Source organism: Kitasatospora sp. NPDC042419 (genome assembly GCF_056437345.1).
The window spans coordinates 310,591-324,117 of record NZ_JBWKAW010000007.1 but is presented as its reverse complement, the minus strand read 5'-3'; the positions used below and the strand labels follow the sequence as shown (position 1 = coordinate 324,117).

Below are 13,527 nucleotides of genomic sequence, written 5' to 3'. Positions count from 1 at the left end.
AGCCGATTTGTCACCAGAGCGGCGCCTGCCTACTGCGTCTCGTCCAGGTGGTCGGCGTAGTACTCGACCGCCCGGCGGTACTTCTGCACACCGGGGTCCGCGCTGGTCTCCCCCGTCACCTGGAGCAGCGTCCGCACCGCTTCGCGGGACTCGCCGACGTTGTACAGCGCCATCGCCAGGAAGGTGCGGAGGGCGGCGTCCCCGGGGAACTCCGCCAGGCCGCGGCGCAGTGTCGCCAGCGACGACTCGTAGCGGCCCAGCACCCGGTAGGTGCTGCCGAGTCCCAGCAGCGCTCCGTGGCGCTCGGTCTCGGACAGGCCGGAGCCGGCCAGCGCCCGTTCGTAGCAGGGCACGGCCTCGGCCTCCAGGCCGAGGGAGTCGTGCGCCCATGCCGCCTGGTAGGCGATCGCGGCGTCCTGCGGGTGGCGGTCCGACAGGCGGATCAGCTGCTCGCACGCCTCCCGGGTGCCCTCCTCCCGGAGCCGTACCGCCTGTGCCAGGGCCGTTACCGCCGTCGCCCGCTGCTCGTCGTCCATTCGCCGCACGCTGCCACGGCGTCACCCCGACCGCAACACCGGCCGGGTGGACGGCGGCGGGCACTGCTCGCCGGCGGCGGGCAGTCCTCACCGGTCCTGGCCGGTCAGGCGGGCTGCCACAGCTCGATCCGGTTGCCCTCGGGGTCGGTGACCCAGCCGAACCGGCCGACGCCCTCCATCTCCTGCTTCTCCTCGGCCACGTCGGCCCCCTTCGCGCGCAGCTGCGCGAGCATCGCGTCGAGGTCGCGGACGCGGAAGTTGAGCATGGTCTGCTGGGAACGGGGGCCGAAGTAGTCCGTCCCGGACTCGAACGCCGCGAACACCGTCGGCCCGGCTTCCTGACTCCACAGGCCGTTCTCGTCCGCGTCGAGGCCCAGGCAGTCGCGGTACCACGCGCCCAGGGAGTCCGGGTCAGCGGCCCGCAGGAAGTATCCACCGATGCCAAGCACACGTTCCATGCCGCCATCCTGCCAGGGGGAGGGTGGGCGGCCCCGGCACCACACCGTGACCCGCCGCTCCACGCCGTCGCCGACCCCACGCCTTCGCCGGCTTCGCGCCCCGGCCCCGGTCGGGCAGGGACCGCGCGGCCGTCACGGACCGTCCGCGGGGGTGGGGACGCGCGGCCCGGCGGGTGCTCCCCGGCGGAACGGCGAACTCCCCTCGTTCGGGTGGGGTTTGGGCATTCTCCTGGCGCCGTGCCCGTTCGGCGCACTACCGTCGCGGTATGACCGACCTTGTCCGCCGTCGTCACGTGGACTACGGCTACATCGCCGGCGCGGGCTGTCCCGCCGGCCGCTGACCGCGCCCGCTCCCGCCGGCCGCACGGTCCGGGCGTCGAGGCCCGTACGCCTCCGCCCGTCGGTGCCCGTCCTCCCGTTCACCTTCCTTCCCCAAGGGGACAGCCGTGTCCGCATTCAGCTCCGCCACCGAGCACTACCTCCACAACAACGCCGCCTACGCCGCCGGCTTCGAGGGTCCCCTGCCGCTGCCCCCGGCCCGTCGGACCGCCGTACTCGCCTGCATGGACGCCCGGTTGAACGTCTACGGCGTCCTCGGACTGAACGAGGGCGACTCGCACGTGATCCGCAACGCGGGCGGTGTGGCGACCGACGACGCGATCCGCTCACTGGCCATCAGCCAGCGGCTGCTCGGCACCGAGGAGATCATCCTCATCCACCACACCGACTGCGGGATGCTGACCTTCGGGGACGACGCGTTCCGCGAGTCGATCCGCGAGGAGACCGGCGTCAAACCGCCGTGGGCCGCCGAGGCCTTCGCCGATCTGGAGACGGACGTGCGGCAGTCGGTCGCCCGGATCAGGAACAGCCCGTTCGTCCCGAAGACGGAGGCGGTGCGCGGCTTCGTCTTCGACGTGGCCACCGGCAAGCTCGACGAGGTCGTGCTGTAGGGCGCCCCGCCCCCGCCGGTCCGCAGGCCGCCGCCGGACCGTTCCGCGGAACGGCAGACGCCCCCGGCGCCGTTCCTCCCGCCGAGTCCGCCGCCGGGCGGCCTGGCGGGATTCCGACCACCTGACCGGACCGCCCGTGCAGGGCTCACCTCCCCGAAGCGGTGAGCCCTGCACGGGCGCGGCCCGCGGTGAGCAGCGGTGCCCCCAGCCGTTCCCAGCCTTCCCCCACCGCCCCCGCCTCCCCCAACCGTCCGCCGCCGTCCGCCGCCGTCCCCCGCCGCGTCCGCCTTCCCCGCCGCGTCCGCCCCCGGGTCAGAACTGGTCGTCGTCCACCGCGCCGGGCGCCAACGCGGGTTCCGGGAAGGCGTGTCGGGCCTCGCCGCCGCCCCACCACACGCCGATCGCGAACACCGCGACCGCCTCCAGCAGTGCCGCCCGGTCCAGCCCGCCGCAGGGGACAGGCGTGCAGCCCATGGACTCGACCAGTGTGGTGACCAGTTCCGCCGCGCCCTCCGCGTCGGCGCAGAACGGCACGGTGAGCGGCGTGCCCACGAAGGCCGGGTGCGGCATGGTCCAGATGCTCTCGTGGCAGATGCCGAAGACCTTGGCCACCCGCGCGCCCGGGGCTGCCGCCGCGAGCCGCACCGCGACGGAGTCGCCGGCGCCGGACGTGGTCACGACCGGGCCTCCCCTGCCGGGTGCCATGGGCACGGTGCAGTCGAGGACGGTCCGGCCGGCCAGGTCCCCGGCCAGTCGGCCGACCACCTCCGTCGCGGCCTCGGCGGGCAGGGCGACCAGCACGGCCTCGCCGAACCGGGCCGCGTCCGCCAGCCCCCCGCTGCCTGCGGCGCGGATGCGGGCGGCCGTCCTCAGTGCCGCGCCGGAGTCGCGCCCGCCCACCAGGACCTCGTGCCCGGCGCGCACCCAGGCTCCGCCGAGTCCCGCCGCCATGGCGCCCGTTCCGAGAATGCCGATCCGCATGCCGAACTCCCCACCGCTGTCCCGATCACGGCCGACTGCCGCACTCCGGACAGTAGGTGGGCCGATGCACACCATCCGGTAGGTATCGGAGGGGGCAGGATGTCCACATGGGAGACAGGGGAGACAGGGGAGACACCGGGGCCCAGCGGCGCCGACGGGGGCAGATCGGACCGGACGGCGCGACCGGGTCGAGTGACGGGAACGGGCCGGGCGACGGGCCCGGCCCCATCCCCGTCGCCGCCCCCGTCCCCGGGGACGGGCCCGAGCCGGACGACCTCGGCGGGGGCGTGTTCGCGGCCGACTGCCGCGCGCGGATCGCGTTCGAGGTGATCGCGAACCGCTGGGACAGCGTCGTGGTCTACATCCTCGGCGAGCAGGGTCCGATGCGGCCGCGCGCGATGCTGTCCCGGATCGGCGGGATCAGCCCCAAGGTGCTCAACGACGCGCTGCGGCGGCTGGAGTACAACGGGCTGGTCGAGCGCCGCCGCTACGCCGAGAGCCCGCCCCGGGTCGACTACGCCCTGACGGCGGCCGGTGCGGCCCTGATCGACCCGATCCGGGCGCTGGGTGCCTGGTCCGCCGTCCACGGTGACGCCGTGCTCGCCGCACAGGACCGCTTCACCGCCGAGCACGCCGAGAGCGCGGAGAGCGCCTGACGGGCACGGGTGCACGGCGCGCAGCTGGGCGCGCGCCGCGACTTTCACGCCCCTCCCGCGCGCCTCACCCCAAGACGCGCGGGAGCATGACCCGCACCCACTCCTCCGGTTGCGACAGATGCGGAGCGTGACCGGCGCCGTGGTAGAGGTGGCGTTCCGGCTTCGGCAGCGAGAGATCGATCAGGTCCAGCACCTCCCCGTACATCGGCTGGCTGTCGTCGCTCTGGGTGAGCAGCACGGGCTCGGTGAAGCGGTTCAGCGCGGTGAGGTCGAGGTCCAGCGCGTCGGGGTCGCGCAGCTCGTCCAGGTACGTCGGTGCGTTGCGGATGTACGTGTGCCGCACCGGCGCGGGCAGCTGCTCCCACGCCCCCGGGCCGAGGGCGATGGTGTCCACGTAGAGTTCGGCGGCGGCGGCCGACTCGGCCTGTTCCAGCAGCTCCCGGACGGCGGAGATCCGCTCCGCGAAGGCCACGCCGATCGGCCGCAGTTCGGGGTCGGCGAGCAGCACGCCGGTGGCGGGCGGTTCGTGGACGGCCACGCCGCGCAACAGGTCCGGACGGGCGGCGGCCAGGCGGAGCGCGACGAGCGAACCGTAGGAGTCCCCGCAGACGTAGGCGGGTGCGAGGCCGAGGCCCCGGATCAAACCGGCCAGGTCGGCGGCGTCCTCGTAGACGGAACCCTGGGTGAGCAGGTCCTCGCTGCGGCTGTGCCCGCGCCGGTCGTAGGCGACGACGGTGGTCTGCTCGGCGAGGCCGGGCAGCACGCGGGACCAGCCGTCGGCGTCGGTCCACGATCCGTGGACCAGCACCAGGCCGGGCCCGGCGCCCCGGGTCTCGTAGTACAGCGACACCCCGTTCACCCTGATCTCGGCCATCGCGGGCCTCCCGACCTCGGTCGTGCTCCATGCCCACCCCACCCACCAGCGTGACACACCCGGTCGAACCGGTCAGATCAGTGGCCCGAAGACCCCGCGCCCCCAGTGGCCGAGCCAGGAGCCGGTCACGGAGTGCTGCGTCTGGCCGTCGGTCGACTCGTCGTACGGGAGGACGGCGGTCGGCGCGAACCAGCCCTCTCCGGGGTCTATACGCAGGCGGAGGACGCGCAGGGGGCGGCGGAGGGTGACGTAGCGGCGCAGGTCGGCGGTGGCCGGGTGGTGGCTCTCGTAGCGGTCGTGGACGGTGCGGCAGACGGACTTGATGTCGGTGTCGGTGAGGAGGAGGTAGCGGCTGCCGGGTCCGAGGTTGACGCAGAGGCGCCGGCGGGCGCTCTCGCGGTCCGCGTAGGCGAGGTTCTGGTGGTTGTCGACGTGCAGGCCGGAGCGGAGGCCCGAGTCTGGGCTGACGTGGGTGACGGGCAGGCCGGGGGCGTCGCAGGTCTCACCGAGGGTGACGGGGATCGGGTCGCCGAGCTCGTGCACGAGGGCGGTGAGGGTGGGGAGGTCGAAGACGGTGTCGGGGACGCGGAAGAGTTCGACCAGCCCGCTGTCCCGGGTGAAGATGCCGGGCGCGAACCGCTCGGGGTAGCCGTCGGGAAGCGGCTCCCAGGCTCCGTCCGGGACGACGACGGCGGTCTCGTACCCGGGCTGGAGGACGAGGCGGCGGACGCCGGCGATCTCGCAGCGCGCGTGGAGGCGTTCGGGGTACTGGTAGGCGATGGCGGCGGGGTGCATGGAGAGGTGCTACTCCCTGTTGTGGCGGCGGTTGTCGAGGAAGTCGTCGGACCAACTGACGCCCCGGTTCACGGCAGTGGCGAACGTCATCCACCAGATGAGGTCGGCGGAGACGGGTTCCACGAGCGAGGAGGCGAGGAAGGCGAGACCGGCACTGGCGGCGAGCACGATGGCGACGGCTACGACTTCGACGGGGGCGGGGCGGTTGCTGCTGTTACACATTCGGGTCAACTCCGGAGCGGTGGTGGGGGATTGTCGTCCTGGTCGAGCAGGACGCGCACCCACACGCGCTTGCCGGCGCCGCGCCTGACCACGACGCCGAAGTCGAAGGCGAGTTCGCGGACCATCTCGATGCCCCGGCCGCCCTCGCCGAACCGGCGGGGGCGGCGCTCCTGGAGCGGGAGGTCGAAGCGCGGGTCCCAGACTTCGAGCCGACAGTCGCCGTCGAACTCCTGCAGGTAGAGGCGGACTTCGCCGTGACCCTGGCAGGCGTGGACGACGGCGTTGGTCACCAGCTCGGAGACGATCAGGACGAGGCCGTCGACCCGCTCCCCCGCCCAGCCCCAGGAGGTCAGTTGGTCACGGATCTGGCGGCGAGCGGTCCGCACCGAGGTGCGGTGCTCGGTGAGGGCGGCCTCCCAGGTGCGGAGGACAGGTCTGCTCAAAGTGGACATGGCGAGCCCCTTCGGCGCGTGCAGGACACTCCGTCAGAAGCGTGTCCGTGCGGTCACGTTGAGTGTGGATCCTCGTGATTCGAAAAAGCAACAGAACGCCTTAGAAAATCGGTGGATCTTGAAAGCGGCTTGAGAACGGCCACCGCTTGGAGCAAGACTGGTCATCAACATCCGAAGGGAGGGACCCACTTGACCACCGACCTCTCCACGATCCGGCAGATCAGACTCGGCGATGAACTGCGAGCCCTGCGGCTGGAGCAGAACAAGAAGCTCCTGGAGGTGACGCGCGGTCTGAAGGGCTGGAGCGCGGCCAGGCTCAGCAAGATGGAGCGAGCCGAGCAGCCCGTCGGTCCCAAGGACCTCGCGACACTGCTGGACTACTACGGAATCGGCGGCGCGGACCGGGAGTACTACGAGAACCTCCTCGGCAGCGGCCCGCCGAAGCAGTGGTGGCGCAACCTCGACTACGCCGAAGCGATCACGCCGGCCTTCGCGGAGTACCTCGCGCTCGAAGCCGAGGCATCGCACATGCTGGACTACTTCCCTTCCGGATTCCCAGGCCTGATCCAAACCGAGCACTATGCGAAGGAGATGATCGCCGCCGGTCTCGACTCGCCCAACGAGGAACGCGTCGAGGCTGGAGCAGAGGTCCGCATCCTTCGCCAACGTCGGCTCACGGAAGATCCGGTCCTCAGCCTGGACGCCTACTTCGGCGAGGTCGCGCTGCTCATCGCAGGCGATCAGTCCGTCCTCGCGAAGCAGATCCGCCACGCCATCAAGGTCGCGCGATTCGCCAACGTCACGTTGCGCATGGTGCCGCTGAGCGCCGGACGCCCGGGCATCCTCTCATCGGGCATCACTCTCATGCGGTTCCCGGGCGATACCGAAAATGGCTTCGTATTCATCGAAGCTGTCGGCGGTATGCTCCCGCGTAGAACGGGACGCGACGTTCGACGAGCCGAGCGAGCCTTCGCGCGGGTCAAGCGGCATGCGTTGTCTCCCGACGACACCATCACCGCCCTTGAACGCAAGTTGGAAGAGCTGAAGTGAGCGAGAAGCACGACCCTTACGACCACAGTCCCGCCGACGCCGACTGGACGAAGTCCCCCTTCTCCGGCGACGGCAACGGCAACTGCGTGATCATCGCCCGCTTCCCCAACGGCGACGTCTGGCTCGGCGACGACAAGGACCTCACCCGCCCCCACCTCGCCTTCGACCACGCCGAATGGGCCGCCTTCGCCAAGGCCATCGAAGCCGGCTCCCCCAACTTCACCGCCTGACCAACGAAGGCCCTGCCCACTCCGGGCAGGGCCTTCACTCACACCCGTAGGAGACCTCCGTGACCGACCGCCACGACCCCTACGACCACAACCCCGCCGACGCGAACTGGACCAAGTCCCCCTTCTCCGGGGACTCCAACGGCAACTGCGTGATCATCGCCCGCTTCCCCAACGGCGACGTCTGGCTGGGCGACGACAAGGACCTCACCCGCCCCCACCTCGCCTTCGACCACGCCGAATGGGCCGCATTCGCCAAGGCCGTCAAAACCGGCTCCCCCGACTTCACCGCCTGACGGACGGGCGAAGGCCCTGCCCCACCGGGCAGGGCCTCTTCCGCCCCGGCTCAGCGGACGTCGAAGGAGACGATGGCGCGGGCCGGGGCGCGAAAGTCCTTGCCCTTGTCAGGAGAACGTTCGACCAGAACACCGACCACCGTGCCCGGGCTCAGTCTCTGGTAGCTCCAGGCCGGCCCCTTGAGAGCCGGACCGCAGAGCCCCTCGGGCAGCTCCCCTTCCCCCGGCCCCAGGGCGAACGGACCGCTTTCGTAACTCTCGACGAACAGGGGCTTCTGCTCCGGGACGAACCCCCCACGGCGCAGGTAGTCCGGCATCTGATCGCTCAGAAAGGAGACCCGGGCGACGCCGGCCTTGGTGAAGTAGTGGATGTCCGAAGCGTCGGCGGGAATCCCCGTTCCCCCGGGCGAGATGCTCCGGGGCAACGCGGTGTCGCTGCCCTTGCAGGCCCGGCTGTCCCCGAAGGGGCGGAACAACTGGTCCTGGAGCACCCAGACCACGCCTCCCGCCACCAGGGCGAGCACGACCACCACGAAGGCCAGACACGAGAACAGCCCCATCCGCCCGGAGGACCGCCGGGGCACGTCCTCCACGAACTCCGTCCAGGCCTCCGCGTCGTCCAGCCCTTCCGGCTCCGGCGCGAGCTCCTCGCCTTCCCCGACCTCGTCCTCGTCTCTGTCCTTGCCACCGTCCACGGCCGGCATCAACTCCCCTCCCCGCAACCGTCCAGCCGCAGCATAGTCCCGGGGCCCTGTGACGCCCGGCCCGTCACTCCGTCGGCTCGGCGTCGAACGACGTCCCTCTCGCTTGACCTCCAGCGCGTCAGTCCGGCAGCCAGTGCAGCTCGTGCGCCAGGGTTCTGGCGACGGCACGGATGCGGCGGTGCAGCGGCGACTGCTCGCGTGGGAGGACCAGGTGGACCGTCAGGCTGGGCGCGCCCCGCAGTGGTCGCCAGGTGAGACCGGCCGGTTGTGCCGTGGCCGCGGCTTCTCCGGCCGGGGCGAGGGTGACCCCGTCGCGCAGGTCGCGCTGAGACATGTCGAAAGAGACTGCGGGCGTGTGGAATCGGGGGTGCGGTCGGGCGTCTCGGAACACTGCGGACAGCTGATCGTGGATCACGGGGTTGGCCGCACGGTCCGGGAGTCGCAGCGGATACGCGGCCGCGTCGGCGATCTCGATCTCCGGGTGTCCGGCCAGCGGATGGTGCTGCGCCAACTGGACCCCGATGCGCGCACGCCGCAACAGGAACCGGCGCACGCCACGGCCCGGTTGTTCACCGCGGGTGATCCCGGCATCGATGCGGCCGTCGGCGACCGCGGGGGAGATCTCCGGTGTCGCCATCGGGACCGCGCCGACTTCGATTCCGCTGTTGTCGCGAATCAGCCTGTCCACCAGGGCCGGTACCGTCTCGGCCCCGGCGCTGAGGCTGTATCCGATGCGCAGCGTGCCCAGTTCACCGGCGGCCGCGCTCCGGGCGGTGCCCCAGGCCCGGTCCAGCGCCGCCAGCGCGGGCGGCGCGGACTCCGCCAAAGCCGCACCGGCCGTGGTCAGGACGACGTTACGCGTGTTGCGGACCAGCAGGGCCGTACCGAGTTCCGCCTCCAGTCGGCGCATCCGGGCACTGAGTGCGGGCTGCGCGACACCGATCCGTGCGGCCGCGCGGGTGAAGTTCAACTCCTGGGCCAGCACCAGGAAGTACCGCAGGCTCACCGTATCCGGCGCCACGTGCCCCTCCCCGCCGATTGATAACGATCCGTTCTGAGGCTATCCCGAGCCGGTCTTTCCCCCGACCGCACGTCGAGCCCTAACCTGCACGTGCCGGGACCGATCGATCCGCGTGTCGATTCGACGTCGGACGTGTCCGGCCGAACACAGGAGGTTTTCCATGGCCAAGGGCTACTGGGTCAGTGTCTACCCCGCCCTTTCCGATCCTGAGAGCCTGACCGCCTACGACGAGCTGGCCGGTGCGGCTGTCCGGGCCGGCGGCGGGCGCAACCTGTCCCTCCTCCCGTCCCGTGGCGGTCGAGTCGTCGCCCACGAGGCCGGAATCACGCAACGCGTCGTCCTGATCGAGTTCGACAGCTTCGAACAGGCCGTCGCGGCATACGAGAGCGAGGCGTACCAGAAGGCCCTGGCGGCCCTCCCCGACGGCTACGAGCGCGACTTCCGCATCATCGACGGCATCAACTGACCGGCCGGCCCGCCGGTCCGTCAGTCCGTCAGTCCGTCAGTCCGTCAGTCCGTAGGCTCGGCCGTGAGCGCCGTGCCCGTCCGGGTGCGCAGGTGCACGGCCGTGCGGCCGGTGCGGCGGGTCGTCACCAGTCCCGCGTCGCGCAGCGCGCCCAGGTGCTGGGAGACGGCGCCGGCGGTGACCCCCACCCGGGCGGCGAGGTCGGGGGTGCTCAGCGGTTCGCCGAGTTCGGCGAGCAGTGCGGCGCGGGTGCGGCCGAGGACGGCGGCGAGGCCGGCGGACGTCGGGCGGGGCTGTTCCCAGAGCAGCCCGACGCCGGACGCCGGGTAGCGGATGGAGGCGGCGGTGCGCGGGGAGTGGTCGACGATCACGTCCGGCCAGCCGAAGACGGACGGCATCAGCACCAGCCCGTGCCCGCCCGCCTCGACCGTCCACGCCGCACCCGAGCGGCGGCGCCCGTGCACCACCAACTCGCCCTCCCGCCACACCACATCGCCGTGCAACTGGGCGAAGAGCCCCTCCACTCCGCCGTCCACCAGCGTCACCGCCCGCCGGCCCAGGTCCGCCTCCAGCACCGCCCGCATCCGCCCCCAGTGCGGGGCCACCAGCCGGGCGTGGCAGCGCTCCAGCGCACCGGCGACGCGGTCCAGCAGCTCCGCCGGCGCCGGCAGGCTCCCGGCGGCCCGGGCGCCCAGCGCGGCGGCGCACTCCGCCGCGACGTACGCCGGGTCCGTCGCCCGCAAGCCCGTCAGCTCGGCGTCGAACGACGGCAGGCGCTCCTCGGGCACCGGGAACAGGAAGGACGGCAGGCAGCCTCCGAGCAGCGTCCGCAGCAGCGGCAGCTCAGGCTCCCCCGCCAGCACCGGTCGCGCCTCGCGCACCCACGGCCGGTGCACCTCGTGACCGGCGACACCGAGCGCCGCCCGCACCCCGAACACCGTCTCGGCCAGCGGCGACACCGCGAGCCGCACCCGCGCCACCTCGGCGGCCGAGAGCCGGATCTCCACCGCCACGCCCGCCCCGCCCCTCGATCGTTTAGCCCTGGCTGAACGATAGCCGGGCCCCGCCGGCGCCCCGCAGGCTGTCCGCCATGGAGTTCTTCACCTCGTACGACGGAACCACGCTCGCCTTCCGCACCGTCGGCGACGGCCCGCCGCTGCTCTGCCTCCCCGGCGGCCCCGGCCGCGCCGCCGAGTACCTCGGCGACCTCGGCGGGCTGTCCGCCCACCGCACCCTGATCCTGCCCGACACCCGCGGCACCGGCGCCTCGGCGGCGCCCGCCGACCCGGCCACCTACCGCGTCGACCGCCTGGTCGCCGACGTCGAGGCGCTGCGCCGCCACCTCGGCCTGGACCGCATCGACCTGCTCGGCCACTCCGCCGGCGGCAGCCTGGCCATGCTCTACGCCGCCGCCCACCCCGACCGGCTGGACAGCCTGACCCTGGTCACCCCCTCCTTCGCCGCCGTCGGGCTGCCCTCCGACACCGGCGTGGAGGAGGTGATCGCCGCCCGGGCGGCCGAACCCTGGCACGCCGAGGCCGTCACGGCGCACCGGCACATGAAGGCCGCGAACAGCTTCGCCGAGGCCGCGCCGCACCGGTTCGCCTTCGAGCCGCTGATGTACGGCCGCTGGGACGACGCCGCCAGCGCCCACGCCGCCGCCGATCCCGCCCAGCGCGCGCTCCCCGTCAGCGAGCACTACTACAAGGGCTACGCGCCCGACACCGGGGAGCTCCGGCGCCGCCTGGGCGCCGTGCACTGCCCGGTGCTGCTCCTCGTGGGCGAGGTGGACCTGTGGCCGACGGCCAGGGCCGCCGCCGACGCCGCGCCGCTCTTCGCCGACCTGACGCCGGCCGTCCAGCCGGGCGCCGGCCACTACCCGTGGCTGGACGACCCTCGGGCGTTCACGGCGACGGTCGAGGGCTTCCTGTCCGCGGCCGGCCGATAGGTCGGCCGCCGGGACCGCACCCGCGCCGGCACCTGCTCCCGCACCTGCTCCCGCGCGGCGGCGGACGCCCCCGCACCGCGGTGGTCGATCCCGGCGGTCGATCCCGGCGGTCGATCCCGGTGGTCGATCGAAGATCACCAAGCGGTAGCATCGTTCCGCAACACGACGCGAAGGGGAGCTCAGTGGCTCGGGTTGCAGTGATCGGTGGGGGCATCAGCGGGCTGGGAACGGCGCTCATGCTCGGTCGGCGGGGCCACGCGGTCACCTTGTTCGAGCAGGACGCGCGGCAGGCCGGGGACGACCTGGAACAGGACTTCTTCCACTGGAACAGGCCCCGCATCCCGCAGGCCGTCCAGCCCCACTCGCTCCTCGCTCCCGTGCGCGCCGTGCTGCGCACCGAGATACCCGACGTCCACGCGGACCTGCTGGCACGCGGGGCCCGGGAGTACCACGAGTTCGACTGGTTCGGCGAGCACCCGCCGCACCGGGACGGCGACGAGGAGCTGGTGACGCTGCGCACCCGCCGCATCGTTCTGGAGGCCGCCCTGACCGCGGCCGTGCAGCGGGAACGCACCGTCGACGTGCGGCGGGGCTGCCGGGTGCGGGCCCTCACCGTCGAGGAGGGCCGCCCCGCCCGGGTCACCGGCGTGCAGGTGGACAGCGGGACGCACCGGGCGGACCTCGTCGTCGACGCGTCCGGCCGTCGCTCGCCCGTCCCCGGCTGGCTGGTCGCGGCCGGCTGCCGCCCGCCCGTCGTCGACAGCCACCGCACCGGGCTCGCCTACCTGTGCCGCTGGTACCGCCTGCGCGGCGACGGCCCGCGCGACCCCGGGAGGGTGAAGAACGGCTCGGCCGCGCCGTACGCACTCGCCGGCGTCTTCCCCTCCGACAACGACACCCTCGCGGTGAACCTGGTGCTCTCCACGGGCGATCCGACCCGCGGCGCGCTCACCGACCCCGCCGTGTTCGAGGCCGCCGCCCGCCGCTTCCCCGCCACCGCCGCCTGGCTCGGCCTCGACCCCGAACCGCGGTCGGCCGTCCTGCCGATGGCCGGCCTGGACAACCGCTGGACGTCCCTCGCCGACGCCGAAGGGCCCGTCGTCACCGGCCTGGTCAACGCCGGGGACAGCCTCATCCACACCAACCCCACGATGGGCCACGGCGTGGCCCTCGGTCTGCTCGCCGGCCAGTACCTCGCCGGCCGCGTCGACCGGATCGCCGCCGACCCCGCCGACTACCACTCCTGGACGACGCGCGCCCTCCGCCCGTGGTTCGACGCGCAGGTCGCGTCCGACCGCGCCGCCGAGCAGCGCCTCGCCGAGAGCGCCCCGCCCCCGGAGCGGCGGGCTGCCGCGGTGGCCGCCTGCGCCTTCGACGATCCGGTCGTCATGAGGGCCCGGGCCAAGGTCCGCCACCTGCTGCAGACGGCCGACGACGCCTACGGCACCGACGAGGTGGACCGGCACGTCACCGCCTGGCTGGCCGCCAACCCCGACTTCTCGCCGGAGTACGACGGCCCGACCCGCGCCCAGTGGGAGGCGCTCATCCCGGGCTGAGCGCCTGTCCCCGCCCGGGAGCGCCGGGAGCGCCCGTCCGCCGCCGGGGTCAACTGCCCCGCCTCCGTAGCAGCAGCCTCAGCGTCTCCCGGGCGTCGCGCCGCCGCTGCGGGCTCCTGGCGAGGACCGACACCAGCGCCACGGCCGCCACGGTCGCCGCGTAGCTCGCCCCGGTGACGCCCGCCAGGACGGTGCCGCCCTGCAGCAGGTCAGGCAGGAATGACATGTGGATCCTCCGCTTCGAACCGTCGAACCTCTTGCCTCCAGTTCTGTCACGGGCCCGGCGTTCCGGCGATGTGAACTTTTCCGCACAAGTGGCAAACTGACTGGTCATC

At 72.8% G+C, this 13,527-nt stretch carries 19 protein-coding genes; 8 read left to right on the top strand and 11 right to left on the bottom strand.

Translation table 11 applies throughout. From position 1 onward, the window contains the following. Window positions 1-29: 29 nt before the first annotated feature. Together AC067J_RS17525 and AC067J_RS17520 are read right to left on the bottom strand one after the other, a co-directional pair. Window positions 30-536 carry a tetratricopeptide repeat protein gene (locus AC067J_RS17525; RefSeq protein ID WP_478300044.1) on the bottom strand — a complete coding sequence of 169 codons (507 nt, stop codon included), beginning with the start codon at window positions 534-536 and terminating at the stop codon, window positions 30-32. Between the two features lie 104 nt (window positions 537-640). Beyond that, the gene (locus AC067J_RS17520) at window positions 641-994 is read right to left on the bottom strand and encodes a VOC family protein (RefSeq protein WP_478300042.1); all 354 of its coding nucleotides are present in this window, start codon (window positions 992-994) and stop codon (window positions 641-643) included. A 446-nt stretch (window positions 995-1,440) separates the two neighbouring features. Here AC067J_RS17520 and AC067J_RS17515 point away from each other — a divergent pair, with 446 nt between their 5' ends. Then, window positions 1,441-1,944 carry a beta-class carbonic anhydrase gene (locus AC067J_RS17515; protein ID WP_478300040.1) on the top strand — a complete coding sequence of 168 codons (504 nt, stop codon included), beginning with the start codon at window positions 1,441-1,443 and terminating at the stop codon, window positions 1,942-1,944. A 312-nt stretch (window positions 1,945-2,256) separates the two neighbouring features. Here AC067J_RS17515 and AC067J_RS17510 read toward each other — a convergent pair whose 3' ends face one another. After that, complete coding sequence (locus AC067J_RS17510) at window positions 2,257-2,925, bottom strand: NADPH-dependent F420 reductase (protein WP_478300038.1); 669 nt, start codon at window positions 2,923-2,925, stop codon at window positions 2,257-2,259. Window positions 2,926-3,032: 107 nt separating this feature from the next. On the opposite strand from AC067J_RS17510, the gene AC067J_RS17505 reads away from it, so the two are divergent. Then, complete coding sequence (locus tag AC067J_RS17505; RefSeq protein ID WP_478300036.1) at window positions 3,033-3,581, top strand: winged helix-turn-helix transcriptional regulator; 549 nt, start codon at window positions 3,033-3,035, stop codon at window positions 3,579-3,581. 64 nt (window positions 3,582-3,645) lie between these two features. Here AC067J_RS17505 and AC067J_RS17500 read toward each other — a convergent pair whose 3' ends face one another. The 4 genes from AC067J_RS17500 to AC067J_RS17485 all read right to left on the bottom strand — a co-directional run bounded on the left by AC067J_RS17500 (window position 3,646) and on the right by AC067J_RS17485 (window position 5,915). Continuing rightward, window positions 3,646-4,455 (bottom strand): alpha/beta fold hydrolase, encoded by an 810-nt coding sequence (locus AC067J_RS17500; protein WP_478300034.1) that lies wholly within the window; start codon window positions 4,453-4,455, stop codon window positions 3,646-3,648. 72 nt (window positions 4,456-4,527) lie between these two features. Continuing rightward, the gene (locus AC067J_RS17495; protein WP_478300032.1) at window positions 4,528-5,250 is read right to left on the bottom strand and encodes a hypothetical protein; all 723 of its coding nucleotides are present in this window, start codon (window positions 5,248-5,250) and stop codon (window positions 4,528-4,530) included. A gap of 9 nt (window positions 5,251-5,259) precedes the next feature. After that, window positions 5,260-5,472: a hypothetical protein gene (locus AC067J_RS17490; protein ID WP_478300031.1), complete on the bottom strand. Its 213-nt coding sequence runs from the start codon at window positions 5,470-5,472 to the stop codon at window positions 5,260-5,262. Between the two features lie 5 nt (window positions 5,473-5,477). Continuing rightward, the gene (locus tag AC067J_RS17485; RefSeq protein WP_478300029.1) at window positions 5,478-5,915 is read right to left on the bottom strand and encodes an ATP-binding protein; all 438 of its coding nucleotides are present in this window, start codon (window positions 5,913-5,915) and stop codon (window positions 5,478-5,480) included. A 198-nt stretch (window positions 5,916-6,113) separates the two neighbouring features. Here AC067J_RS17485 and AC067J_RS17480 point away from each other — a divergent pair, with 198 nt between their 5' ends. The 3 genes from AC067J_RS17480 to AC067J_RS17470 are packed head-to-tail and all read left to right on the top strand — an operon-like array spanning window position 6,114 to window position 7,497. Continuing rightward, window positions 6,114-6,974 (top strand): helix-turn-helix domain-containing protein, encoded by an 861-nt coding sequence (locus tag AC067J_RS17480; RefSeq protein ID WP_478300028.1) that lies wholly within the window; start codon window positions 6,114-6,116, stop codon window positions 6,972-6,974. After that, window positions 6,971-7,204 (top strand): DUF397 domain-containing protein, encoded by a 234-nt coding sequence (locus AC067J_RS17475; protein ID WP_478300026.1) that lies wholly within the window; start codon window positions 6,971-6,973, stop codon window positions 7,202-7,204. Before AC067J_RS17480 ends, AC067J_RS17475 begins: the two co-directional genes overlap by 4 nt. A gap of 59 nt (window positions 7,205-7,263) precedes the next feature. Continuing rightward, window positions 7,264-7,497 (top strand): DUF397 domain-containing protein, encoded by a 234-nt coding sequence (locus tag AC067J_RS17470; protein ID WP_478300025.1) that lies wholly within the window; start codon window positions 7,264-7,266, stop codon window positions 7,495-7,497. Between the two features lie 50 nt (window positions 7,498-7,547). On the opposite strand, the gene AC067J_RS17465 is transcribed toward AC067J_RS17470, so the two are convergent. Together AC067J_RS17465 and AC067J_RS17460 are read right to left on the bottom strand one after the other, a co-directional pair. Next, entirely contained in the window at window positions 7,548-8,201 is a 654-nt protein-coding gene (locus tag AC067J_RS17465; RefSeq protein ID WP_478300023.1) for a hypothetical protein, read from the bottom strand. A gap of 118 nt (window positions 8,202-8,319) precedes the next feature. Continuing rightward, window positions 8,320-9,222 (bottom strand): LysR family transcriptional regulator, encoded by a 903-nt coding sequence (locus AC067J_RS17460; RefSeq protein ID WP_478300021.1) that lies wholly within the window; start codon window positions 9,220-9,222, stop codon window positions 8,320-8,322. A 160-nt stretch (window positions 9,223-9,382) separates the two neighbouring features. Here AC067J_RS17460 and AC067J_RS17455 point away from each other — a divergent pair, with 160 nt between their 5' ends. Continuing rightward, window positions 9,383-9,688, top strand: coding sequence for a DUF1330 domain-containing protein (locus AC067J_RS17455; protein ID WP_478300020.1), 306 nt, complete (start codon window positions 9,383-9,385; stop codon window positions 9,686-9,688). 44 nt (window positions 9,689-9,732) lie between these two features. Here the strand turns inward: AC067J_RS17455 and AC067J_RS17450 are convergent, their stop codons facing one another. Then, window positions 9,733-10,701, bottom strand: a complete 969-nt coding sequence (locus tag AC067J_RS17450) for a DUF5937 family protein (RefSeq protein WP_478300018.1) — start codon at window positions 10,699-10,701, stop codon at window positions 9,733-9,735. Between the two features lie 77 nt (window positions 10,702-10,778). On the opposite strand from AC067J_RS17450, the gene AC067J_RS17445 reads away from it, so the two are divergent. Both AC067J_RS17445 and AC067J_RS17440 read left to right on the top strand, forming a co-directional pair. Further along, window positions 10,779-11,636, top strand: a complete 858-nt coding sequence (locus AC067J_RS17445; protein ID WP_478300016.1) for an alpha/beta fold hydrolase — start codon at window positions 10,779-10,781, stop codon at window positions 11,634-11,636. 182 nt (window positions 11,637-11,818) lie between these two features. Then, the gene (locus AC067J_RS17440) at window positions 11,819-13,192 is read left to right on the top strand and encodes an FAD-dependent oxidoreductase (RefSeq protein ID WP_478300014.1); all 1,374 of its coding nucleotides are present in this window, start codon (window positions 11,819-11,821) and stop codon (window positions 13,190-13,192) included. A gap of 49 nt (window positions 13,193-13,241) precedes the next feature. Here the strand turns inward: AC067J_RS17440 and AC067J_RS17435 are convergent, their stop codons facing one another. Next, complete coding sequence (locus AC067J_RS17435) at window positions 13,242-13,418, bottom strand: hypothetical protein (RefSeq protein WP_478300012.1); 177 nt, start codon at window positions 13,416-13,418, stop codon at window positions 13,242-13,244. Window positions 13,419-13,527: the final 109 nt, after the last annotated feature.

Excerpts from the sequence above, each read along its gene's own strand:
- AC067J_RS17520 (WP_478300042.1), bottom strand. The coding sequence starts at position 994 with ATGGAACGTGTGCTTGGCATCGGTGGATACTTCCTGCGGGCCGCTGAC.
- AC067J_RS17435 (WP_478300012.1), bottom strand. The coding sequence starts at position 13,418 with ATGTCATTCCTGCCTGACCTGCTGCAGGGCGGCACCGTCCTGGCGGGC.
- AC067J_RS17505 (WP_478300036.1), top strand. The coding sequence starts at position 3,033 with ATGGGAGACAGGGGAGACAGGGGAGACACCGGGGCCCAGCGGCGCCGA.
- AC067J_RS17490 (WP_478300031.1), bottom strand. The coding sequence starts at position 5,472 with ATGTGTAACAGCAGCAACCGCCCCGCCCCCGTCGAAGTCGTAGCCGTC.
- AC067J_RS17445 (WP_478300016.1), top strand. The coding sequence starts at position 10,779 with ATGGAGTTCTTCACCTCGTACGACGGAACCACGCTCGCCTTCCGCACC.
- AC067J_RS17455 (WP_478300020.1), top strand. The coding sequence starts at position 9,383 with ATGGCCAAGGGCTACTGGGTCAGTGTCTACCCCGCCCTTTCCGATCCT.
- AC067J_RS17500 (WP_478300034.1), bottom strand. The coding sequence starts at position 4,455 with ATGGCCGAGATCAGGGTGAACGGGGTGTCGCTGTACTACGAGACCCGG.
- AC067J_RS17525 (WP_478300044.1), bottom strand. The coding sequence starts at position 536 with ATGGACGACGAGCAGCGGGCGACGGCGGTAACGGCCCTGGCACAGGCG.
- AC067J_RS17495 (WP_478300032.1), bottom strand. The coding sequence starts at position 5,250 with ATGCACCCCGCCGCCATCGCCTACCAGTACCCCGAACGCCTCCACGCG.
- AC067J_RS17465 (WP_478300023.1), bottom strand. The coding sequence starts at position 8,201 with ATGCCGGCCGTGGACGGTGGCAAGGACAGAGACGAGGACGAGGTCGGG.
- AC067J_RS17510 (WP_478300038.1), bottom strand. The coding sequence starts at position 2,925 with ATGCGGATCGGCATTCTCGGAACGGGCGCCATGGCGGCGGGACTCGGC.